Below are 22,105 nucleotides of genomic sequence, written 5' to 3' on the forward strand. Positions count from 1 at the left end.
GGGGCCTTCCGCAACGGACCATTGCGTCCGGAGGGAGATCAAGGCTAGGCCACGGATACCATGACCATGCCATTCGATGCCGACTCCGAACTAACGGACGAAGCCCTCCTGGCGCTCTATGCGAGCGGCAACCGGGCGGCGGCCCGCACGCTGACGATGCGGTTGACGCCGCGGGTCCTGTCGGTGGCGGCACGGATGCTGGGCGACCGCTCCGAGGCCGAGGACGTGGCACAGGAAGCCATGTTGCGGCTGTGGAAGATTGCGCCGGAGTGGCGCACGGGCGAGGCGCAGGTCTCGACCTGGCTTTACCGGGTGGCGTCGAACCTGTGCACGGACAGGTTGCGCCGGCGGCGCGGGGTCGGATTGGACGACGCTTTCGGAGACGGTGTCGCGCCCGCGGACGAGCAGCCGCCCGCGGAGGAACGGATGCAGACGGCGGTCCGAGCCACGGCCTTGCAAGAGGCGCTGGCCGAGTTGCCGGACCGGCAGCGGCAGGCAGTGGTGCTTCGTCACCTGGAGGGGTTGTCGAACCCCGAGATCGCGGCTGTGATGGAAATCGGCGTCGAGGCGGTCGAAAGTCTGACCGCTCGAGGCAAACGCGCATTGTCCGCCCTGTTGAAGGGACGGCGTGCTGAACTGGGGTTGAGCGATGACGGCTGAATTCGAAAAGCAGAACGAGCTGGAACTGGAAGCGCTGTTCGATGCGCTGCGGGACGAGCCCGAAGAGCCCTCCTCGGACCTTCTGGCCCGCGTGCTGGCGGATGCTTACGAGGCGCAGGATGCACGGGCGGCCAAGGCCATGCCCGAACCCGTCTCAAGCGGCCCGCAGCCTGCCCGACGCGGACGGATCCGTGGCCTGCTGGACATGATCGGCGGCTGGCCGGCGGTGGCTGGGCTGGTCACGGCAACGGTGGCCGGTGTCTGGATCGGATATAACCCGCCCGCCGCGCTGGATGACCTGACGCTGTCGGTCATGGAGAGCAGCTACAGTTATGACGCCAGCCTCGGCTCGATGCTTCCGGTATATTCCGAACTGCTGGCCGAAGGATAGGAACCGCAGAAGATGACGGATCAAACGACGATGCCCGAAGAACAGGACGAGCCGCGCCGCCGCACCGGGCTGCGCGTGCTGCTGTTCATTTCGCTGGCACTGAACATGGTGATCCTCGGCGTTGCCGGCGGAGCCTGGCTGAATTTCTCGCGCGGCGAGGACCATCCAAGGCTAATCGCGCGCGACCTGGGGCTTGGGCCCTACCTGATGGCGCTCGAACCGCAGAACCGCAGGCAACTCGAACAGGCGGCCCGCTCGCAGCGTGGCAAGGTCAACGTCAACCGGGCGGAGTGGCGGAATCTCTATACCGAGACCCTTGAGGCGTTGCGTGCGGACCCGTTCGACGCGGAACGCCTGCGGGCCGCGATTGCCCGGCAGTCCGAACTGGCGGCACGCAGTCGCGAGGTTGGGCTGGAGGTGATGGTCTCCCAACTTGAAGCCATGACTCCCGAGGAGCGCTCAGCTTTTGCCGATCGCCTTGAGACGGGCGCACAACGTGGTCCAGGTATGCGTGATGGAAAACGTGGCGACGGCATGCGTCCCGCCATGCCGCCGCGCCCGCCGCAATGACGAAGGTGCCGGCCGCGCGTCTCAATGGCTGATCTTCGGCGTGCCTGTTACGCCGCTTCCTGGCCGGACGCCTTGATCACTACCCGGTTCCGACCCAGGCTCTTGGCGTGGTAGAGCGCCTTGTCCGCGCGATCCAACAGTTCCGACAGCGATGCGTGCGTGCCGGCCGGCCCGCAACCATCCGTGACCAGGCCGACGGAGATCGTCTGTATCAACGTCAAGGGAGTAGCCTGCCCGTTTTTCCGGGGCAGGGTGATCGGCGCGGTGCAAACCTTTTCCCGAAGCCGCTCGGCGGCACTGAGCGCGGCGTCCGGAAAGATGTCAGGCAGGATGGCGATGAACTCCTCGCCGCCGATCCGCGCCACCAGATCGACGCTCCGCAAGTTGCAGCTCAGCGTCTCGGCGACGGTCTTGAGCACTTCGTCCCCGGCCGCGTGTCCATGCGTGTCGTTGACCTGCTTGAAGTGATCGAGGTCGATCATCATCACCGCAAAACTGCGATCATTCGCGATCGCCCGCTCGCGGACACGTGTCAGGTGCGACATGGCATAGCGGCGGTTGTAAAGCCCGGTCAGAGGATCGGTTACCGCCATCTGCAGCCCGTCGCGGACCCGTGACCGCAGCCGGTCTCCCTGGCGTTTGCGGGCAAGCTGCGCCCGCAGACGAAGAGCCAACTCGTCATAGTCAAATGGCAGGGTGATGATGTCCGAGGCGCCCATGTCCAGCGCCATCGTGGCCGGCATACGGGCGTCCTCGTCGATCGCGATGAGAATCCCGGCATGGCGCGTGGTCTGGCGCGAGCGCAGCTCGGACAGCAACATGAGCCCTTCGTTGCTGCGCGAAAGATCCGCCGCGATCACGTAGAGATCCGGCAGCTTCGGCCCGTTGGCGTTCTTCAGCACTTCGCCGGGGGAGTGGACCTCGATCTTGTCGTGCAGTTTGCCGTCCAGCCCCCGGCGCCAGGCAAGCGCGGTGGCTTCATCGGCCGCAACAAGGCAGATCCGTCCCGCAGCCACGAATCCGCTCGTCGGTTCGGCAAAGCCGAGCGCCTGCCGGGTGCCTTCTCGCAGGGCCAGCTCAGCGGCGACGCCGCGTGCCCGTATCAACGAGCGGACCCGGGCCAGAAGACCCAGATCGTCGAGCGGCTTTGTCATGAAATCCTCGGCGCCGGCTTCCAGTGCGGCGATCTTGGAGGCAGGATCGTTGAAGGCGGTTACCATGATCACGGGTATGTCGGCTGTGCGATGGTCGGCCTTCAGCCGCCGACAGACTTCCAGCCCATCAAGTTCGGGCATGGAAATATCCAGAAGGATCAGGTCCGGCATGTCCCGCTGCGCCAACTTCAGAGCTTCCGCGCCGCTTCCGGCCTGAAGCACGTCATAGGCGGCGCCGGCAAGTTTCACCTTCAGGATGATCCTGTTGGTGGCAACATCGTCGACGACCAGTATTCTACCGGGCATTGCGCCGCACTCCCCTCATGAGCCCCCGCGAACTCTTGTGGTGCTCATTCTTTGTTGAGATTGGTTAAAGAAACCTTTCCCGAATCTTCACGAGGCTTTGATGCAGAGCGAAACCGCGGAAACCTTGGCTATACTGGCGCTTGCGTGGCTTTCCGGAAACGACGAGTTGCTGCCGGTCTTTCTCGGAGCGACCGGTGCGAGCCTGGATGACATGAAAACCCGGGCAGAAGATGCCGATTTTTTGGGCTCCGTGCTCGATTTCATAATGATGGACGATGCCTGGGTCATGGCCTTCTGCGAATCACAAGGCCTGCGTTACGACGAACCGATGGCGGCTCGGCAGGCTCTGCCCGGTGGCGCATCGCCGGACTGGACCTAGCTGGAGGCGTATCGATGTCCGAAATCCGCGGGCTTCTATTCGACAAGGACGGCACGCTTTTTGACTTCCAGGCAACCTGGGGCGGCTGGGCGTCCGATCTCATGCTAGAATTGGGTGAGGGTGACGAGGCGGTTGCGGAGCACCTTGCTCGACGGATCCACCTGAACCGTGCGGAGCGGCAGTTCGCGCCCGAGTCCGTCGTGATCGCCGGAACCGTCGACGACGCTGTGATGGCTCTGCTTCCGGGGCTGCCCCATCTCGACTATGGCAAGCTGTTCGCATGGATCGTCGAAGCCTCCGAACGCATTTCGCCGGCGCCGGCGGTTCCGCTCCTTCCGTTGATGGAACGGTTCCGGGCCGAAGGAATCGTGCTCGGCGTGGCGACTAATGACGCCGAGAGCGCCGCGCGTGTGCAGTTGGAGACGATCGGCGCATTGGGTATTTTCGATTTCGTCGTTGGAGCCGATAGCGGCTTCGGCGCCAAGCCCGAACCGGGCCAGTGCCTGGCCTTTTGCGAGGCCGTGGGCCTGCGCCCGGAGCAGGTCGCCATGATCGGGGACAGCACGCATGACCTCCATGCCGGCAAGGCTGCGGGAATGGTTCCGGTTGCTGTGCTGACGGGCCCGGCAAAGCACGAGGATCTCGCGCCATTTGCCTCCGCCGTGTTGCCCGATATCGGCCATTTACCCCGCTGGCTCGCCGGGAGCTGAGCCAAAGCCACCCGTTTCCGACATGCCCGGTCGCATTCCGGCACTCCGTTGCATCGCACCTGCGGGCATTCTGGCAGGACCAAGGGGGGCGCGGAATGAGCGGCGACATGAACAGGGACGCGGAAACTGTCGGGGAGAAGGGCGCGCGCCGTCGGGGGCGCGGCGGAGGACGTGCCGGCAATGCCCGGCGGCAGGCCGGCGGCGTGATCGAACAGATGCCCTGGCATCTTCCGCAGAATACGGACCGGCCGACCGAACCCCTCGGCGAAGAAGGCGTTCTGGCGATTCATGACGGCGCGATGCGGGTTCTCGAAGAGATCGGAATCGAGTTTCTGAACAAGGAAGCGCTCGATCTTTTCCGGGCTGCAGGCTGTCGCGTCGACGGCACCAATGTCCGCATGGGGCGCGATTGGGTGATGGAGATGGTGCGCAAGGCACCGGACAGTTTCACGATCACCCCGCGCAATCCGGCTCGAAGGATCACGATCGGCGGGCGCAACATCCTGTTTGGAAATGTCTCCTCGCCGCCGAATTACTGGGATATCGAGCATGGGAAGCTGCCTGGAACCCGCAAGCAATGCGCAGACCTCCTGAAACTGACCCAATATTTCAACTGTATCCACTTCGCGGGCGGCTATCCCGTGGAGCCGGTGGATATCCATGCCTCCGTGCGTCATCTCGATGTGCTCCACGACAAGCTGGTGCTGACGGACAAGGTCGTTCACGCCTATTCGCTCGGGCCTGAGCGGGTCGAGGACGTGATGGAGATGGTGCGCCTTGCCGGGGGGCTGAGCCACGAGGAATTCGAGACCACACCGCGGATGTACACCAACATCAACTCCACCTCGCCGCTCAAACATGACGTCCCGATGATCGACGGCTGCCTGCGGCTGATTCGGCGCGGGCAGGCGGTCATCGTGACGCCCTTTACGCTCGCCGGAGCGATGGCGCCTGTGACCATGGCGGGTGCTGTGACCCAATCCATCGCCGAGGCGCTGTCCGCGATTGCCCTGTTTCAATGGGTTCGTCCCGGCTGCCCCTGCGTGATCGGAACCTTCACGTCTAATGTTGACATGAAGTCCGGTGCGCCGGCTTTTGGTACGCCGGAATACATGCGGGCAACGCAGATGACCGGCCAGATGGCGCGGTTCTATGGTTTGCCGCTCCGGGCCAGCGGTTCCAGCGCGGCGAATGTGCCCGACGGGCAAGCTATTTGGGAGACCTCCAACGCCCTGTGGTCGGCCGTGCAATCGGGGACAAATATCGTCTATCACGCCGCTGGTTGGCTGGAGGGGGGCTTGATCGCTAGCCCCGCGAAATTCGTCATGGATTGCGAAATTATACAGCAAATTCAACGATATTTTGATCCCGCCCTGACGGCGACTGGCCCGGAGGATATCGCCGTGGAGGCGATCGCCGAAGTCGGATCGGAGGGGCACTTCTTCGGCACGCCGCATACCCAGGACCGATATAGCACGGCTTTCTACCAGCCGATCCTGTCCGATTGGCGCAATTACGAGGCCTGGGCGCTGGATGGCGGCAGGTGGACAGCAGAGCGTGCGCATGCGCTCTGGAAGCGGATCGTCGCGGATTTCGAACCACCGGCTCTGGAGGCCGGTATCGCCGACGAGTTGGCCGACTTCGTCGCGCGCCGGAAATCCGAAGGTGGTGCGCCGACCGATTTCTGATCTCACCGAACCCAGGCGCCTGTTTTCGATTTCTTAAACCCGCCAACCTAGCCTCCTTCGAAAGAAAAGGCATCGGTATGCATGGATTAGTAAACAAGTCGATCCAGTGTTTCGTTCAGGACAATTACGGGCAGGTCGTCTGGATCGAGATCGCCCGGCAGATCGGAATCGAGGTCAGCGGTTTCGAGTCCATGCTGACATATGAGGACGCGCTCACGAATGCCCTGATCGAGGCCGCCTCCTGCCTGCTCGACAAGCCGGAAGATATGTTTCTGGAGGATGTGGGGACCTATCTTGTGAGCCATCCGAACACGGAAGCGATTCGGCGATTGCTGCGTTTCGGGGGGCAGACTTTCTCTGAGTTCCTGCTGTCGCTGGATGACCTGCCAGACAGGGTCCGTTTGGCGGTTCCGGATCTTCTGCTTCCGAACCTGGAATTGCTGGGAGGAGAAGACGGGCAATTCGAACTGCGTGTGGGCGGGCCGGAGCCGCGCTATGCCTGCGTGCTCGTGGGTATCCTGCGTGCCATGGCGGATGATTTTGGCGCACTTGCCTTTCTGGAACAGGAAAGCACGACGGGCAATGGGCCGACGATCCGCATCAGCTTGCTCGATAGCGCCTTTTCCGAAGGCCGAAGTTTCTCGCTTGCGCGCCCGACAGCCAATGCGCCGGAGCCGCAAGCATGAGTTGCCCCGATCATATCGCCTTGCCAATCATTACCGGCTCTGTCGGATGTCCTGCCGCACTGCCCCCTGTGTCGTTGGACGCCACCTCGCTGCAACGGCTGATGCCCATGCATCTGGTCTTGTCTCCGGATGGCCGGATCCTCCGGCTTGGGCGAAGTTTGCGGAAATTGCGACCGGACGGAGATCTGGAAGGCGCAAATTTCTTCGACGTTTTCGAGTTGCGCCGACCACGGGGCGCCCGAAGCGTTTCCGAGTTGCAGGCCGTCGAAGGCGGTCGTCTTTCGCTGCATTTGCGTGACCAGGCCAATGGTTGCTTCAAGGGCGTGGTCGTTCCGCTGTCAAATAGTGGCGAGGTTTTGCTCAACCTCTCCTTCGGCTTCTCCCTCGTCGAGGCGGTGCGCAGCTTCGATCTGACAGCGGCCGATTTTGCCGGGACCGATCTTGCCATCGAGATGCTCCACCTGGTTGAGGCAAAATCGGCGGCGCTCCAGGAGTCCAAGAAACTGAACCAGCGGCTCCAGGGGGCAATGATCGCGGCGGAGGAACAGGCCTTCACAGATACGCTGACCGGTTTGAAGAACCGGCGCGCGATGGATCATGTTCTAACCCGGCTTGGTACGGACGGCATTCCGTTCGGCCTTCTTCATCTCGATCTCGATTATTTCAAGCAGGTCAACGATACCCATGGTCATGCCGCCGGCGACGAGGTTCTTCAGGCCGTCGCCAAGATTCTTGTTCACGAGACACGTGAAAAGGACATCGCGGCGCGGGTCGGTGGCGACGAATTCATTTTGATCTTTCAGAAGTTGGTCGATGTCATGATCTTGTCAGACATTGGGGACCGGATCATCCGGCGGCTGGAGGTCCCGATTCCCTACGGCGACACGCGGCTTCGAATTTCCGGAAGCATCGGTATCACGACCAGTGCGCATAATCCGAAAGCGGATCCCGAGAATATCCTGGAAACCGCGGATCTTGCCCTTTACGCGTCGAAACGGGCCGGGCGAAGCCGGGCGACAGTCGCACCGATTGGCGTCGGCCCGGCGGCATGAGCCGGGAAGTACTGCATTTCGGATCTTAGAGCCCCGAGGAACCGACAGCGGACAGATCCATCGTGAGTATGGCGGGGCGGCGGGCGTTGCCCGCAGCCCAGGCCTATATCGCCTTACTTCATCCAGCTGTCGTAGTCGCTGACCAGAAGATGCGTCGGGTCGGTATCCTCTGCGATATTGCAGAAGCGGCCGATAGGGGCGCGGAAGATATTGTCGGCCAGATCGTTATTGACCGTGTTGACCTCTCCTATCAGCACATCAGCCCCTTCGCCGCAGAAAGCACGCCAGTCGCCCGGTATCAGGGTGACGCTCTCGCCGGGCTGGAACAGCAGAACCTCGCCGGGCTTGTCGTCGCGCACCGCACATCACGGTGCCGCCCGCAGTTTCGTCGAAATTCCCATCCGCATCGGAGCCATAAAGCTCGATCGCCATCGTCGCGCCGCCACGGTTGATGATGTCCTCGGCTTTGATCACGTGGGTGTGGAAGGGGCTGACCTGGTCCTAGCGGGAAATCACCAGCTTCTCGGCAGCACATAGCTCTGCCGCTTTGCAGGTCGCTCAGCCGTCCATTGCGAAAGGTGAAGAGAAACAGGCCCAGCTTGTCAAAATCGCCCTGTCCGTAATCGGTGATGTCCCACCTCAGGCGGGCGTCGATCACGCTCCGGGCGATCTCGCTCCTGGCCCTGAATTCATCCGGTGTCCAATAGGCAAAGGGCGGAAGAACGAAGCCGAATTGACGGATCCTCTCGTCCGCCGAGGCCATGATCTCGTTAATCCGGGAGCGTTTCATTCTGGAGCATCCTGCGGCTGCCGGGCGTCAGTCGCATGCGCTCGGTCATGGTGGGACCGAAGGGTGCGGCCTTCGACATGCTCGCGTTCGATGTTTGCCTCCCATTGGAAACCGACGCGAAGGATCATGGTTGTTGTAACGCTTCAATAATGTCCGTTAGCGACAGACATCCTTGTTGCAGAGGATGTTTCACAATCGGAGATCAAGATGTCGCCAGGACGCCCGACACTCAAGACGGTCGCAGAACTGTCCGGTCTTGCGGTGGCGACGGTATCGCGGGCGCGCGCCAATGATCCCAGGATCGCCAAGGCGGCGCGCCGGTTGCGGACCGGAAAGACGATGGTCATCGACTGAAAACGCGCTCAGGCCTACTGGTCCGCACAAGGGGCGGCTCCGCCATGGCGCGCGCATGGTGGTGGCTCTGCTCGGGCAGCTTTTCCAGGTTCAGCGCGGTACGAATGCGGTGGTTTTCCATGCCCTGACGTTGCAGGTGCTCGGCAATGATAAGGCGGCAGGTCTTGAGAAGCTTCGGCGATCCTATGCCGTTGAGAGAGGCTTCAGCCGGAATTTCAGCCTTGAAGCGGTGTTCCAGCTTGAGCGCCTGCGCGCGGCTGTCCGTGTAGGCCTTGACTTCGAACTCCATTGGCCAGCCCTCGATCACTGCGGCGGCCGAGACGATGTGGATCGCCCGGCTGTGATGCGATTTGGTTGGGGGAACGCCGCGCAGTACCCGGTCCACCTCCCGACAGGCACGATTGCGGATGGCCGCGAGCTTGCAGGTTGTGCGCCCTGTATAGGTCAATCGCCCTTCGGGATAGTCCATGTGGATCTGGTAGATCACGTAGCAGGGGCCGTTTTCAGGCCGTTCAACCCGTGCCATGTTGCGCCTCCCCCTTGAGATCAATTCTTGGCAGGGCAATCTCCCGGGCGCTTGTGTCGAGACGCGAGAGCATGCTGGCAAGGCTCACTATCTCTGCGCGTGTCAGGCGTACCTCCTGCCGAAACAGCTTTGAAAACCGTTCGATCAGATGCTCGTGAGTGTTGTGCCCGGCGTCGGTCAACCCCAGCAGCCAAACCTCTCCGTCCCGCGAGGCGCGGCGCCGTCCTGCGAGCCCTTTCTCTTCGAGCGAGGCAGCGATGGCCGTCCCGGAGGAGCGAAGCGCCGCCACCTGTCGCGCGATGAAATGCAGCGGCTGAGGATGTTCGAAGATGCCTATCTCCTGTCGCTCCATTCGCGACAGGGGCGGTTCGATTTTCGCTTTTTCAACAAACCCTTGCATCCGCGAATAGAGCGAATGCAGACTCATGAACGCACTCCGTTCCGGCGACATTCGACGTCTCCCCAAGGCAGCGTGTGGAGAACGATGATTTTAATATACATCGGAAGTGCGACTTATCAAGTTGCTTCACGATCTGAACGATTTATCCGGGCCGCGTTGCGGGAGACAGGCCGCGGGATCGGCGAGAAAAGGCCTCAGCGTGTCAGGCTTGCGAACAGGGCGGGCAACTTTTCGGGAAGCCGGGCGACCTGGTCCATGATGGTGTAGTTGTTGATACCGAAGATCCGTTTGACATAGCTGTCGGCTTCCGGATCGAGCGTCAGGCAATAGGTAAGCACCCCTTTCGCCTGTAATTCCTCCACCGCTTTCTTGGTGTCATGGCGCAGGTGCTGCGGGTCGCGCTCGTCGATATCGGCGGGGGCGCCATCGGTCACCAGCAGGATCAGCTTGCGCTGCTGGGGCTGTTTCGAGAGCCCGGCCCCGGCATGTCGGAGCGCCGCGCCCATGCGGGTCGAGAGCCCCCCCTTCATCCCGTCGAGCCGCGCCTTGGCCTCGTCGTCGAAGCGCTGGTTGAAGTCCTTGAAGCGATAGTAATGCACGTCATGCCGCCCGTCGGAGGCGAAACCGTGGATCGCGAATGGGTCGCCGATGCCCGACATGGCCGTGGCCACGAGCGTCGCGGCTTCCCGGGTCAACTCCAGCACGGTCTTGTCGCTGCCCGGGGCGGCGTCGTTCGTGCTCTCGGAGAGGTCCAGCAGGAGCGTGACGGCAAGGTCGCGGGAGTTGATCACGTTGCGCATGGTGATGCGCGGGTTGGGCTGCTTGCCCATGCGAATCGCGATCATTGCGTCCACGGCGGCGTTGAGGTCGATCTCGTCGCCATCTTCCATGTTGCGTACCCGTTGCACGCCCGCCGGCGTCAGCATGTCGATGATCTGGCGGATGCGATGCGCGACGGGCCGGTGCTCGGCGAGGATCGCCTCGACATTGCCCGCATCGCCCTTGCTCGCGCGACGTTCATAGACCGTGGCCCAATCCGGCCGGTGCAACTGCACCTGGTAGTCCCACTCGTGGTAGTGGAAGGGGGCCGAGATCGGCTCCTTGCCCCACATGTCGTTGAAGCTGGTCGTCGCTTCGCCGGCATCCTCGTAGGGCATGAACTCGTCCTTGCAGACCCAGATCTCCTGCGCATCGTCGCCGGCCAGTTCGGCATCGACCTCATGGGCCATCTCCATCACGGAGACATATTTGCGGACCTGCCGCTGGCTGGCCGGGATGTACTCGGCGCCGTGCGAGGCCCAGTCGAACTCCTCGAACTCCCAGACGAAACGGTTGTCGTCGCGATAGGGGATACGGATGGCGTTGAGAATGCGCAGGCTCGGTACATCGCGGTTGGCAGCGAAAATGTGGAACAACTCCAGTCCCAGGTGCGAGGACAGGTTATTGTCATCGGAGCGGGCGGAGAGTTCTTCATGGAACTTCGCCCCGAGCGCGTCGAGCGCCTCCCGCCCGGTCACCGCTTTAGGATCGTTCAGCAGGGCCGTGAACTTCTCCAGCCATTCGATGGTTTCATGTTCCACGCGCTTCTCATGCGGGCGCTTGAGCAACCGCCCCCAGAGCTTGGCCAAGCCCGGAAAGTCCCGCGCCGCCAGCCATTCCACCCGCGCATCCTCGATCAGGCCGATGAAGAACATCTGCGCCGGCGTCAGTTGCTCGGCGGAGATCGGCACAGAGGTGTATTGCATATGCGCGGCCTGATGCGCGGCCATGGCGCGGTAAAGCTCGGTCCCGGTCACGTCGCCCAGGTCGTCCAGCGCATCCGGCAGATGCATGACGTGGTGCTCGATATAGGGGCGGAACCCCTCGTGATCGGCGGCTGTCGGGCGCAGGAAGAAGTCGCGCCCCCAGAGCGCGCGCAGGTAGAAATTCAGCTTCCGCTGGCTGTCGATGAAGAGCGTTCCGCGCCGCTCCTGCTGCAGCATCTTGCGGGAATCGGCGCTTTCCAGCGCGAAGTAGCGGGTCAGGTTGGGCAGGTCGCGGCGATAGGCTTCCGCCCCGAAATTGGACCAGCGGCGCAGGCCCGAAAGGGTAAGCTTGGACAGAAGCTCGTCGATATTGGAGAGCATGGGCCGCAACCCGCGCGCCGCCTTGGCCGAGAGCGAATGGATCAGCGCGAGGTAGCCACGCAGCAACTCCGGATCGCCCAGACGGCGCGCGGCGGTGGGCAGCGAGGAGAACAGCAGCGCGATCACTTCGCCCGAGGTCATCGAGCTGAGTTTCATCGCTGCCGACAGGCAGTCGCGGATCACGTCCTCGCCGCATTCCTTGACGACGAGTGGCATGTTCTCCAGCCAGGCGAAAACGAGGTCATAGCCGCGCCCGAGATTGGTGAGCCCCCGCGCGCCCTCCATGTAATCGGACAGGCCCGCCGGGCTCATCACCCGCGCCGCATCGTGAAAGACCGGCTCGATCGTCTCGGTCAGTTCGGGCGGCGCCTTGGCGAAGCAATCGCGATATTCGTCGAGGGTGATGGTCATGGCCTATGCCTCAGACGAAGAAGGTTTCCACGGCGGCCTGCAGCGTCTGGCGCATGTCCGGATCGTCGGTCAGCGGTGTGACCAGCGTCATCTGGCAGGCGGCGACAGGCTCCACGCCTTCGGCGATCATCTGGCCGGCATAGACGAGCAACCGGGTCGAGATCCCCTCGTCGAGCCCGTGCCCCTTGAGGTTGCGGGTGCGGTGGGCAACTTGCACCAGCTTGCCGGCGGTCTCGCTATCGACCCCGGTTTCCCTTGCCACGATCTCTGCTTCCAGTTCCGCTTCCGGATAGTCGAAATCCAGCGCCGCGAAGCGTTGCTTCGTGGACTGCTTCAGGTCCTTCATCAGCGACTGGTAGCCGGGGTTGTAGCTGATCACGAGCTGGAAATCCGGATGCGCTTCGAGCAACTCGCCCTTCTTGTCGAGCGGCAACTGGCGGCGGTGATCGGTGAGCGGGTGGATGACGACGGTCGTGTCCTGCCGCGCCTCGACCACCTCGTCGAGGTAGCAGATCGCCCCGATCCGCGCGGCGGTGGTGAGCGGGCCGTCCTGCCAGACGGTGCCATCCTTGTCGAGCAAGTAGCGCCCGACCAGATCGGAGGCCGTCATGTCCTCGTTGCAGGCCACCGTGATCAGTGGCCGGCCAAGTTTCCATGCCATGTATTCGACGAAACGGGACTTCCCACAGCCCGTAGGCCCCTTGAGCATCACCGGCATCCGGCGGGCATAGGCGGCTTCATAAAGCGCGTCTTCGCCGGCGGTCACCCGGTAGAAGGGTTCGGCGCCGACACGGTACTGTTCGATGTTCTGGACGTTCATGTTCGCTCCCCCGAATTGCCCCCGGCCGGTGGTAACGGGCCAGGGGCTTGATGCGATCAGACCGGCTTGCCGCGATAGACGACCATTTCCGCGCCCTTGGACTGCTTGTAATTGTCGAAACCGACCAGCCGGACATGGTTGGCGGGATGCGCCTTGTGGCAGGCCTCGGCCTCGGCCAGGATCAGGTCCACGTCGGTCTCGCCGAACATCGGCAGCTTCCACATGTACCAGTAATGGCCGAAGGCGTTTTCGGGCTCTGTATGTTCGATGGCGGGGTTCCACCCCTTGGAAACGATGTATTCCACCTGCTTGCGGATGCTCGCGGCATCCATTTCCGGTAGGTAGGAGAAGGTTTCGAACTTGCGGCTGCTGACGTCGGAGAGCGACGATTGATAGTCTTGCATGGCGCTCATTTTGGGGTCCTTTCGAATGTCTGGTCTGGCCGGCCCGCAAGTGGGGCCGGCGGGAATGTCGGCAAGATCAGCGGTGCTGGACGTCGAGCTTGTCGACCGTGTCGAACTCGAACTTGATCTCTTTCCAGGTCTCCATCGCGGTGGCGAGTTCGGGGCTGGATTTGGCTGCAGCGGTCAGGATGTCCTTGCCTTCCTTCTCCAGCTCGCGGCCCTCGTTGCGGGCCTGAACGCAGGCCTCGACCGCCACGCGGTTGGCCGCGGCACCCGCCGCATTGCCCCATGGGTGGCCCAGCGTGCCGCCGCCGAACTGGAGCACGGCATCATCGCCGAAAATGTTGACCAGCGCCGGCATGTGCCAGACATGGATGCCGCCCGAGGCCACGGCGAAGGCGCCGGGCATGGAGCCCCAGTCTTGGTCGAAGAAGATGCCGCGGGAGCGGTCTTCCTTGATGCACTTCTCCCGTAGCAGATCGATCCAGCCCAGCGTCGAGGCACGATCCCCTTCCAGTTTGCCGACCACGGTGCCGGTGTGCAGGTGATCGCCACCCGACAGGCGCAGCATCTTGGTCAGCACGCGGAAATGGATGCCGTGGTTCGGGTTGCGGTCCAGAACGGCGTGCATGGCGCGGTGGATATGCAGCAGCATTCCGTTGTCGCGGCACCAGTTGGCAAGCCCCGTGTTGGCCGTGAAACCGCCGGTCAGGTAGTCATGCATGATGATCGGCGCGCCGAGTTCCTTGGCATATTCGGCCCGCTTGTACATCTCCTCCGGGGTCGGCGCGGTAACGTTCAGGTAGTGGCCCTTGCGCTCGCCCGTTTCGGCCTCCGCCTTGTGGATCGCTTCCATCACGAAGTCGAACCGCTGGCGCCAGCGCATGAAGGGCTGGGAGTTGACGTTCTCGTCATCCTTGGTGAAATCCAGTCCGCCACGCAGACCCTCATAGCAGGCACGCCCGTAATTCTTGGCAGAAAGGCCGAGCTTGGGCTTGATCGTGCAGCCGAGCAGCGGGCGGCCATACTTGTTCATGATATCCCGCTCGACCTGAATGCCGTGGGGCGGGCCGCCGCAGGTCATGACATAGGCGATGGGGATGCGCACATCCTCCAGCCGCAAAGCGCGGACAGCCTTGAAGCCGAAGACATTGCCAACCAGCGAGGTCATGACGTTGACGACCGAGCCTTCCTCGAACAGGTCGATCGGGTAGGCGATGAAGGCATAGAAAGCCTCGTCGCTGCCCGGCACGTCCTCGATGGCGTAGGCGCGGCCCTTGTAGTGGTCGAGATCGGTCAGCAGGTCGGTCCAGACGGTGGTCCAGGTGCCGGTCGAGCTTTCGGCGGCGACGGCGGCAGCGGCCTCCTCGCGCGGCACGCCCTCCTGCGGGATGATCTTGAAGCAGGCCAGGAAATCGGTGTCGCGGGGCGTGTATTCCGGCGTCCAGTAGGTCTCCCGGTATTCCTTCACGCCAGCACTGTAGGATTTCACTCCATCTTTCGGCATCTCGATATTCCCTCCCTGTATTCGAGTGTTGAAATCAGGGTAGTTGACCGGAATGCTAAGTAAAATTAGATTGTTTTTATCTATATCATAGAGAAACACGTATGTTTAAGCTTGTCCCGCCGACTTTCCAACAGATGCGCCTGTTCGAGGCCGTTGCGCGGCACGGATCGGTCACCCGTGCCGCCGAGGAGGTGCATCTCGCCCAGCCATCGGTTTCCATGCAGGTGAAGGCGCTCGAGGAGAAGCTCGGCCTGCCGTTGACGGACAAGGTCGGGCGTGCACTGTTCCTGACCCCGGCGGGGGAGGAAGTGGCGGCGGCCTCGCGCGACATCCTCGCGCGGCTCACCGAGATGCAGGCCAGCTTGGAGGATATGCACCGGGAAATCGCCGGGCCGCTCTCCATTTCAGCCGTTTCCACGGCGAAATACCTGCTGCCGCAGCTCCTGGGGCAGTTCAAGCGACGCCATCCGCGCGTGGAGCCGCGCATGCAGTTCACCAACCGCGAGACGGTTCTGGCGCGGATCGCGGAGAATGCCGATGATCTGTACATTATCGGTCGCCCGGCAGAGGAGGAGACAGTCATCGTCGAGCCCTTCCTCGAGAACAGGATCGTCTTCATCGCCGCGGCGAGCCATCCGCTGGCAGGTGTGCGGGGAATTTCCGCGGAACGGATCGCGGCGGAGAACGTGATCCAGCGCGAACGCGGATCGGGCACGCGGCTTGCGGTCGAGCGGGTTTTTCGGGAGGCCGGTGTGGAGCTTTCCGCGCATATGGAATTCGACGACGTCGAAGCGATCAAGCAGGGCGTGGTATCCGGGCTGGGCGTGGCCTACCTGTCGCTCCATTCGCTGCGTCTGGAGCTCGCGGCGGGCGAAGTCGTGGTGCTCGACGTTGCGGGGTTTCCGCTGGAACGGCGGTGGTATGCCGGGCGGCGCAAGGGGCGGAGGTTGAGCAACGCGGCGCAGGCCTTCCTGGAATACATCCTGCAGGAAGGCGATCTCGCCGCGCCTGCATAGCGAAACGCTTCAGGCGGATGTCCTGGCGGGCTGGTTGCTCGCGGCCACGACATCACGCAGGAAATCCGGCAAATCCGCCGATTGGTAACTGTCTGCCCGCCATTGTGCCTCGGAGAAATCCTCTGCCCCGGTGAAGGAGGAAGGAACCGCAAGGGTCGCAATCCCGGCGCCTTGTGCCGAGAGGAGGCCATTTCGGCTGTCCTCCAAGGCAACGGCCTGTTCCGGCGCAATCCGCAACCGTTCCAAAGCAAGCGTGTAGACATCCGGCGCCGGCTTCTTGCGGGACACCTCGTCGCCGGCGGCGATTACTTCGAACAGCGCTTCTGCCGGTTGGCCCCAACACGCCGCGCAGAGTGAATCCACGTTGGGACGGTTCGTCGTGGTGGCTATGGCCAGCCGCAAGCCGGAGCGGCGAGCGCCCGCCACCAACTCGCGAACGCCCGGGCGCAGCGCCAGCCCGCCAGCGGCGATCATCCCGGCATAGCGTTCGGTCTTTGCCGCATGCAGTTCGGCGATCTCAGCATCGGTGGGACGCGCCGCGCCGATCTCCTGCCGGTAGCTGCGCATCCGCTCCTTGCCGCCGGTCGTCCGCAGCAGGCGGGTGTAATCCTCCGGCGACCACTGCCAGCCAAGGCCGGATGCGGCGAAGGTTGCATTGAAGGCCTGCCGGTGAACTTCCTCGGTCTCGGCCAACGTTCCGTCCACGTCGAATATCAGCGCGCGCAACATCACGCGGCCCGCCGTAGCATGGCCTCGACCAGGCCGGGCAAGAACGGATAGCGGGAGAATGTCGCCGTATAAGGCAGGGCGCTCATCCTGACCTTGCTATAGCCCTCGGTGAAGAAGACGAAGGGGATGCCGGCCCGCTTCGCGGTTTCGCCATCGATCTCGCTGTCGCCGATGAAAAACGCGGGCCCGTCTCCCATGCTGTCCAGCGTGTGCAGGAGCGGTGCGGGGTCGGGCTTGTGCACCGGCAGGCTGTCACCGGCGGTGATGGCATCGAAGTAGGTGTCGATCTCCAGATGCCGCAGCAGCGCCATACAGGGGCCCAGCGGTTTGTTGGTACACAGGCCAAGGCTGTGACCGGATTCCTTCAGCCGCGACAGGATCTCGATGGCACCGGGATAGGGCTGGGTGTGTTCGACGGCGTTTTCGTAGAGCGCCATGAAACTGGCGAGCAGGCGGGGCTGTTCGCTGTCGGGTATACCGCGCCGGGCGCGCATCTTGCGGACGAAGACGGCGGTGCCCTCGCCGATGAAGTCACGGGCCTCGTCGAGAGAAATCGGGGCAAAGCCTTCGCCCGACAGCACCTGGTTTGCGACTGCCTGCAGGTCGGGGGCACTGTCGACGAGCGTTCCGTCGAGATCGAAGACGAGCCGGGCCATCAGGCGACCTTGCCGATCGACTGGGCGGAGTCGCGAATGGTGCGGATGTTCTCGCCATAGGCAGCGGGATTATCCACCGAGCCTCCCCGAAATACCGCCGAACCAGCGACCAGCACATCCGCCCCGGCAGCGGTGACGAAGGGGGCGGTTACCGGATCGACTCCACCGTCAATCTCGATATGGATCGGACGGTCACCGATCATCGCGCGCAGGGCGCGGATCTTGGCCGTCATGTCGAGGAATTTCTGCCCGCCGAAGCCGGGATTGACCGTCATGACACATACCAGGTCGGTCAGATCCAGAAGGTGTTCCACCGCCTCGGCAGGCGTGCCGGGATTCAGCGCCACCCCGGCCTTCATGCCAGCGGCCCGGATGGCCTGCAGGGTGCGGTGGGTGTGGGGTCCCGCTTCGACATGCGCGGTCAGGATATCGGCGCCCGCTTCTGCATAGGCGTCGATATAGGGATCGACCGGCGCGATCATGAGATGCACGTCCATGACCGTTGTCACATGCGGGCGGAAGGCTTTCACCGCCGGCGGGCCGAAGGTGAGATTGGGGACGAAATGGCCATCCATCACGTCCACGTGCACCCAGTCGCAACCCTGCGCCTCGATGGCGCGGATCTCGGCGCCGAAATTGGCGAAATCTGCGGAGAGGATTGACGGGGCGATCTTGATGGAACGGTCGAAGGACATGGAGATCTCCTGCCTGTGGTTAGGTTGCGAGTGAGTATTTTGGCCAAGAAGAATGGCAGGCCGCGCGCCGGGGGGCGGCCTGCGTGTCTGTTCAGGCGGCGCGGGCCGTTGCGGGATGCGGATCGAGCGCGCCAGCGGCATAGCGGGCGGCCATGTCATCCATCGGGATGATGCGGATCCGGCTGGCACGTCCCGCGGTGCCGAAACGTTCGAAACGGTCGCGGCAAAGCTCCTGCATGGCGTCCCGGGCGGGCTTGAGGAATTTGCGCGGGTCGAACTCGCTGGGGTTCTCCTGCGCGACCCGGCGGAACTGCGCGGTCATTGCCATCCGGCAGTCGGTATCGATATTCACCTTGCGCACGCCGTGGCGGATTCCGCGTTCGATCTCCTCGACAGGCACGCCGTAGGTCTGGGGCATCTCGCCGCCATGGGCGTTGATGATGTCCTGCATTTCCTGCGGCACCGAGGAGGAGCCGTGCATAACGAGGTGCGTGTCCGGCAGGCGGGCGTGGATAGCCTCGATCACGTCCATGGCGAGGATGTCGCCGGTGGGCTTGCGCGAGAACTTGTAGGCGCCGTGCGAGGTGCCGCAGGCGATGGCCAGCGCGTCGACCTTGGTATGGGCGACGAAATCCGCGGCTTGATCGGGGTCCGTCAACAGCATGTCGTGGCTGAGCTTGCCCTCGGCGCCGTGGCCGTCTTCGGCCGCGCTCTCGCCGGTCTCCAGCGAGCCGAGAACCCCCAGTTCGCCTTCGACCGAGGCACCCACCCAATGGGCCATGCGCGAGACACGTTCGGTGATGGTCACGTTGTAGTCATAGGAGGCGGGCGTCTTGCCATCGGCTTCGAGAGAGCCGTCCATCATCACGCTGGTGAAGCCATGCGAGATGGCGGTCATGCAGGTGGCCTCGTTATTGCCGTGGTCCTGGTGCATGCAGAGCGGGATGTTGGGATAGATCTTGGCCAGCGCCTCGACCATCTTGGCCAGCATGATGTCGGTGGCATAGCCGCGCGCGCCGCGCGAGACCTGCATGATCACCGGGGCGTCCACCTCCTTGGCCGCCTCCATGATCGCCTGTCCCTGTTCCATGTTGTTGATGTTGAAGGCCGGCACGCCGTAGCCATGCTCGGCGGCGTGATCCAGCAGCTGCCGGAGCGTGATCAGTGCCATTTTCAGTTTCTCCCCATGAGTTTCAGTGCGCTGTCGATGATCGCCTCGGTGGTAATGCCGAAGTGGCGATAGAGGGCCGGGGCCGGGGCCGAGGCGCCGAAGCCGGTCATTCCGATGAAGCCGTCATTGCGTTCGAGCATGATTTCCCAGCCTTGGCGGATGGCGGCCTCGATGCCGACGCGCGGGGCAGTGCCGCGCACGGCGAGCCGGTAGGCCGGTGACTGGGTGGCGAAGAGCTCGAAGCAAGGGGCCGAGACGACGGCGGCGCGAATGCCCTTCTCGGCCAACCTCATGGCGGCATCGAGCGCCAGTTCCACCTCGGAGCCGGTCGCGATCAAGGTCACGTCCCGCGCCGCTGCGGTTTCCATCAGCACATAGGCGCCGCGGGCTGTCAGGTTGGCGTCGTGGTGGCGCGTGCGCAGGGTCGGAAGCCCCTGCCGCGACAGGCAGAGCGCCGTTGGCGTGCTCTCGGAACTGGCGGCGATTTCCCACGCCTCTGCCGTCTCCACTGCATCAGCGGGGCGGATCACGTTCAGGTTCGGCATGGCGCGCAGCGAGGCGATGGTCTCGACCGGCTGGTGGGTCGGGCCGTCCTCGCCCAATCCGATGGAGTCATGGGTCAGCACATAGGTGACGGGCTGTTCCATCAGTGCCGAGAGGCGGATCGCGGGCCGGCAGTAGTCGGCAAAGACGAGGAAGGTTCCGCCATAGGGGACAAAGCCGCCATGCAGCGAGATCCCGTTCATGATCGCGGCCATGGCATGTTCGCGCACGCCATAGTGGATGTAATCGCCCGAGAAATCGCCGGACGTGACCGGACGCATCTCGCTGGTTCGGGTATTGTTGGAACCGGTCAGGTCGGCCGAGCCGCCAACCGTGTTGGGCAGGGTGCCGTTCACGATCTCCAGCGCCATTTCCGACGCCTTCCGGGTGGCGACCTTGGGCGCGTCCTTGGAGAGCCGGTGCTTGTAATTGCCCATCGCCGCGGACAGCGCTTCGGTGTCGGGGCGGGCGAGGGACTGCTGGAAGCCGTCAGCTCTTGGCGAGGCGGCCAGCCGCTTTTTCCAGGCCGCGCGCGCGTCGCCGCCACGGCGGGCCACCTCGCGCCAGGCATCCTGCACAGCGCTCGGGATCTCGAAGGGGGCATGCGGCCAGCCGAGCACCTCGCGGGCGGCGGCGATTTCCTCTGCCCCGAGCGGTGCGCCATGAGTGGCCGCCGTGCCCTGCTTGTTGGGGGCGCCGAAGCCGATGATGGTCTTGCAGGCGATCATCGAGGGGCGCGGATCGGCCCGTGCGGCTTCGATGGCGGCGGCAATCGCCTCCTTGTCATGCCCGTCCACGGCCTCCACATGCCAGCCGGCGGCGGTAAAGCGGGCAGCCTGGTTTGTCGAGGTCGAGACGTCGGTGGAACCGTCGATGGTAATGGAGTTGTCGTCCCAGAAGAGGATCAGGCGTCCGAGGCCCATATGGCCGGCAAAGTCGATGGCTTCGTGGCTGATGCCCTCCATCAGGCAACCATCGCCCGCCAGCACGTAGGTCCAGTGATCCACCAGATCGTCGCCAAAGCGGGCATTGTGCATCCGCTCGGCCAGCGCCATCCCGACAGCGGTCGTGACGCCCTGGCCGAGCGGGCCGGTGGTGGTCTCGATCCCCTTGGCATGGCCGAATTCGGGGTGGCCGGCGGTGCGGGATCCGAGCTGGCGGAAATTCCTGAGCTGCGCGATATCCATGTCGTCATAACCGAGCAGGTGGTTGATCGCGTAGACCAGCATCGAGCCATGGCCGGCGCTCATCACGAAACGGTCACGGTCGGGCCATAGATGGTCCTTCGGGTCGACATTCAGGAAGCGGTTGAAGAGCACGGTGGCCACGTCGGCCAGACCCATCGGCGCGCCGGGATGGCCGGAATCGGCGGCCTGCACGGCGTCCATGGCGAGCGCGCGGATGGCATTGGACATAAGATCTTCGGTGGCTGTCGCAACAGCGGTCTCGATATTCATTTCTGTGGGCTCCTCAGGCGCGGCGGGCTTCGTGGACGAGGCGTTCGACCATCGGGGTAAAGATCAGCTGCATGGCGAGATCCATCTTGCCCCCCGGGATGACGATGGAATTGGCGCGGCTCATCCAGCTGCCCCCGATCATCGAGGTGAGATAGGAGAAATCGATCCCACGCGGATTCTTGAAGCGGATCACGACGAGGCTCTCGTCCGGCGTCGGAATCCAGCGGGCGATGAAGGGGTTGGAGGTGTCCACTACCGGCACGCGCTGGAAATTGACGTCCGTTTCGGTGAATTGCGGCGTGATGCAATGCACATAGGCATGCATCCGGCGCAGGATCACATCCGTCACGGCCTCGGTTGAATAGCCCCGGCTGTCGCGGTCGCGGTGGATCTTCTGGATCCATTCGAGATTGATCACAGGCACGACGCCGATCTTCAGATCGGCCAGCTTCGGCAGGTTCACCTCGTCATTGGCAACCGCCCCGTGCAGCCCCTCGTAGAACAGCAGGTCGCTGTCATTGGCGAATTCGGCCCATTCGGTAAACTCGCCGGGCGGTACGCCATAGCGCTCGGCCTCCTTGTCGTCATGCACGTAGTGGCGGGTGCGCCCTTTGCCCGTTTCGCCATATTCGCGAAAGACGCGCTCCAGCTCGCCCAACTCATTGGCCTCGTAGCTGAAATGGCTGAAGGTCGGGTCTCCGGCATCGTAGCGTTTCTGTAGCTCGGCCTTCATCTCGGCGCGGTTGAACCGGTGAAAGGCGTCGCCCTCGATCGAGACGGCCTTGATGCCTTCGCGGCGAAAGATCTGGTCGAAGGTGTGCTTGACCGTGGAGGTGCCCGCCCCGGAGGAGCCGGTCACCGAGATGATTGGATGCTTCTTGCTCATTGGGCGATTGCTCCCTTG

Annotated in this window: 23 protein-coding genes and 1 pseudogene; 10 read left to right on the forward strand and 14 right to left on the reverse strand. The window is 63.3% G+C overall.

From position 1 onward, the window contains the following. The first annotated feature begins 60 nt into the window (after nt 1-60). Genes BLR85_RS13315 through BLR85_RS13325 form a run of 3 tightly spaced genes read left to right on the forward strand, consistent with a single transcriptional unit; the run spans nt 61 to nt 1,621 of the window. Nucleotides 61-660: an RNA polymerase sigma factor gene (locus tag BLR85_RS13315; RefSeq protein ID WP_093156675.1), complete on the forward strand. Its 600-nt coding sequence runs from the start codon at nt 61-63 to the stop codon at nt 658-660. Continuing rightward, nucleotides 650-1,051: a hypothetical protein gene (locus BLR85_RS13320; RefSeq protein ID WP_093156678.1), complete on the forward strand. Its 402-nt coding sequence runs from the start codon at nt 650-652 to the stop codon at nt 1,049-1,051. The genes BLR85_RS13315 and BLR85_RS13320 overlap by 11 nt, the downstream gene beginning before the upstream one ends. A 12-nt stretch (nt 1,052-1,063) precedes the next feature. Next, nucleotides 1,064-1,621: a periplasmic heavy metal sensor gene (locus BLR85_RS13325; RefSeq protein WP_093156681.1), complete on the forward strand. Its 558-nt coding sequence runs from the start codon at nt 1,064-1,066 to the stop codon at nt 1,619-1,621. A 47-nt stretch (nt 1,622-1,668) separates the two neighbouring features. Here the strand turns inward: BLR85_RS13325 and BLR85_RS13330 are convergent, their stop codons facing one another. Beyond that, a complete protein-coding gene (locus BLR85_RS13330) occupies nt 1,669-3,081 on the reverse strand; it encodes a diguanylate cyclase (protein ID WP_093156684.1) in 1,413 nt (470 codons plus the stop codon). Between the two features lie 100 nt (nt 3,082-3,181). Between BLR85_RS13330 and BLR85_RS13335 the strand changes: the two genes are divergently transcribed. From BLR85_RS13335 to BLR85_RS13355, 5 genes are all read left to right on the forward strand, one after another. After that, nucleotides 3,182-3,460: a DUF3572 domain-containing protein gene (locus BLR85_RS13335; protein WP_093156687.1), complete on the forward strand. Its 279-nt coding sequence runs from the start codon at nt 3,182-3,184 to the stop codon at nt 3,458-3,460. Nucleotides 3,461-3,474: 14 nt separating this feature from the next. After that, complete coding sequence (locus BLR85_RS13340; RefSeq protein ID WP_093156689.1) at nt 3,475-4,170, forward strand: HAD family hydrolase; 696 nt, start codon at nt 3,475-3,477, stop codon at nt 4,168-4,170. 95 nt (nt 4,171-4,265) lie between these two features. Next, nucleotides 4,266-5,858 (forward strand): trimethylamine methyltransferase family protein, encoded by a 1,593-nt coding sequence (locus tag BLR85_RS13345; protein ID WP_244520722.1) that lies wholly within the window; start codon nt 4,266-4,268, stop codon nt 5,856-5,858. 77 nt (nt 5,859-5,935) lie between these two features. Then, nucleotides 5,936-6,544, forward strand: coding sequence for a heme NO-binding domain-containing protein (locus BLR85_RS13350; RefSeq protein WP_093156692.1), 609 nt, complete (start codon nt 5,936-5,938; stop codon nt 6,542-6,544). Further along, a complete protein-coding gene (locus tag BLR85_RS13355; protein ID WP_093156695.1) occupies nt 6,541-7,596 on the forward strand; it encodes a GGDEF domain-containing protein in 1,056 nt (351 codons plus the stop codon). Before BLR85_RS13350 ends, BLR85_RS13355 begins: the two co-directional genes overlap by 4 nt. Before the next feature lie 113 nt (nt 7,597-7,709). Here BLR85_RS13355 and BLR85_RS13360 read toward each other — a convergent pair. Then, nucleotides 7,710-8,386, reverse strand: a pseudogene (locus tag BLR85_RS13360) (D-lyxose/D-mannose family sugar isomerase). A gap of 207 nt (nt 8,387-8,593) precedes the next feature. Here BLR85_RS13360 and BLR85_RS28505 point away from each other — a divergent pair. Further along, complete coding sequence (locus BLR85_RS28505; RefSeq protein WP_139188388.1) at nt 8,594-8,740, forward strand: LacI family DNA-binding transcriptional regulator; 147 nt, start codon at nt 8,594-8,596, stop codon at nt 8,738-8,740. Here the strand turns inward: BLR85_RS28505 and BLR85_RS13365 are convergent. The 6 genes from BLR85_RS13365 to BLR85_RS13390 all read right to left on the reverse strand — a co-directional run bounded on the left by BLR85_RS13365 (nt 8,730) and on the right by BLR85_RS13390 (nt 14,934). Then, nucleotides 8,730-9,266 carry a hypothetical protein gene (locus BLR85_RS13365; RefSeq protein WP_093156698.1) on the reverse strand — a complete coding sequence of 179 codons (537 nt, stop codon included), beginning with the start codon at nt 9,264-9,266 and terminating at the stop codon, nt 8,730-8,732. The two genes, BLR85_RS28505 and BLR85_RS13365, sit on opposite strands and share 11 nt — an antisense overlap. Further along, complete coding sequence (locus BLR85_RS13370) at nt 9,253-9,693, reverse strand: helix-turn-helix domain-containing protein (RefSeq protein WP_139188389.1); 441 nt, start codon at nt 9,691-9,693, stop codon at nt 9,253-9,255. Before BLR85_RS13370 ends, BLR85_RS13365 begins: the two co-directional genes overlap by 14 nt. Before the next feature lie 167 nt (nt 9,694-9,860). Then, the gene (locus BLR85_RS13375) at nt 9,861-12,203 is read right to left on the reverse strand and encodes a nitric oxide reductase activation protein NorD (RefSeq protein ID WP_093156704.1); all 2,343 of its coding nucleotides are present in this window, start codon (nt 12,201-12,203) and stop codon (nt 9,861-9,863) included. A gap of 10 nt (nt 12,204-12,213) precedes the next feature. Next, complete coding sequence (locus tag BLR85_RS13380; RefSeq protein ID WP_093156707.1) at nt 12,214-13,023, reverse strand: CbbQ/NirQ/NorQ/GpvN family protein; 810 nt, start codon at nt 13,021-13,023, stop codon at nt 12,214-12,216. Between the two features lie 56 nt (nt 13,024-13,079). After that, nucleotides 13,080-13,436 (reverse strand): ribulose bisphosphate carboxylase small subunit, encoded by a 357-nt coding sequence (locus tag BLR85_RS13385; RefSeq protein WP_093156710.1) that lies wholly within the window; start codon nt 13,434-13,436, stop codon nt 13,080-13,082. Nucleotides 13,437-13,503: 67 nt separating this feature from the next. Beyond that, nucleotides 13,504-14,934: a form I ribulose bisphosphate carboxylase large subunit gene (locus BLR85_RS13390; RefSeq protein ID WP_093156713.1), complete on the reverse strand. Its 1,431-nt coding sequence runs from the start codon at nt 14,932-14,934 to the stop codon at nt 13,504-13,506. 101 nt (nt 14,935-15,035) lie between these two features. Between BLR85_RS13390 and BLR85_RS13395 the strand changes: the two genes are divergently transcribed. After that, entirely contained in the window at nt 15,036-15,950 is a 915-nt protein-coding gene (locus BLR85_RS13395) for a LysR family transcriptional regulator (protein ID WP_093156716.1), read from the forward strand. A 9-nt stretch (nt 15,951-15,959) separates the two neighbouring features. On the opposite strand, the gene BLR85_RS13400 is transcribed toward BLR85_RS13395, so the two are convergent. The 6 genes from BLR85_RS13400 to BLR85_RS13425 all read right to left on the reverse strand — a co-directional run bounded on the left by BLR85_RS13400 (nt 15,960) and on the right by BLR85_RS13425 (nt 22,087). Next, a complete protein-coding gene (locus BLR85_RS13400; protein WP_170844566.1) occupies nt 15,960-16,679 on the reverse strand; it encodes an HAD family hydrolase in 720 nt (239 codons plus the stop codon). Continuing rightward, the gene (locus tag BLR85_RS13405) at nt 16,679-17,335 is read right to left on the reverse strand and encodes an HAD-IA family hydrolase (RefSeq protein WP_093156722.1); all 657 of its coding nucleotides are present in this window, start codon (nt 17,333-17,335) and stop codon (nt 16,679-16,681) included. Before BLR85_RS13405 ends, BLR85_RS13400 begins: the two co-directional genes overlap by 1 nt. Next, on the reverse strand, nt 17,335-18,030 hold the full coding sequence (rpe, locus tag BLR85_RS13410; RefSeq protein WP_093156725.1) for a ribulose-phosphate 3-epimerase: 696 nt from the start codon (nt 18,028-18,030) through the stop codon (nt 17,335-17,337). Before rpe ends, BLR85_RS13405 begins: the two co-directional genes overlap by 1 nt. 91 nt (nt 18,031-18,121) lie before the next feature. Beyond that, nucleotides 18,122-19,201, reverse strand: a complete 1,080-nt coding sequence (gene fba / locus BLR85_RS13415; protein ID WP_093156728.1) for a class II fructose-bisphosphate aldolase — start codon at nt 19,199-19,201, stop codon at nt 18,122-18,124. A 2-nt stretch (nt 19,202-19,203) separates the two neighbouring features. After that, nucleotides 19,204-21,201 (reverse strand): transketolase, encoded by a 1,998-nt coding sequence (tkt, locus tag BLR85_RS13420; protein ID WP_093156731.1) that lies wholly within the window; start codon nt 21,199-21,201, stop codon nt 19,204-19,206. A 13-nt stretch (nt 21,202-21,214) separates the two neighbouring features. Beyond that, nucleotides 21,215-22,087 (reverse strand): phosphoribulokinase, encoded by an 873-nt coding sequence (locus BLR85_RS13425; RefSeq protein ID WP_093156734.1) that lies wholly within the window; start codon nt 22,085-22,087, stop codon nt 21,215-21,217. Between the last annotated feature and the right edge of the window lie 18 nt (nt 22,088-22,105).

The sequence above is a fragment of the Aliiruegeria lutimaris genome (assembly GCF_900099935.1).
Classification (GTDB): domain Bacteria; phylum Pseudomonadota; class Alphaproteobacteria; order Rhodobacterales; family Rhodobacteraceae; genus Tropicimonas; species Tropicimonas lutimaris.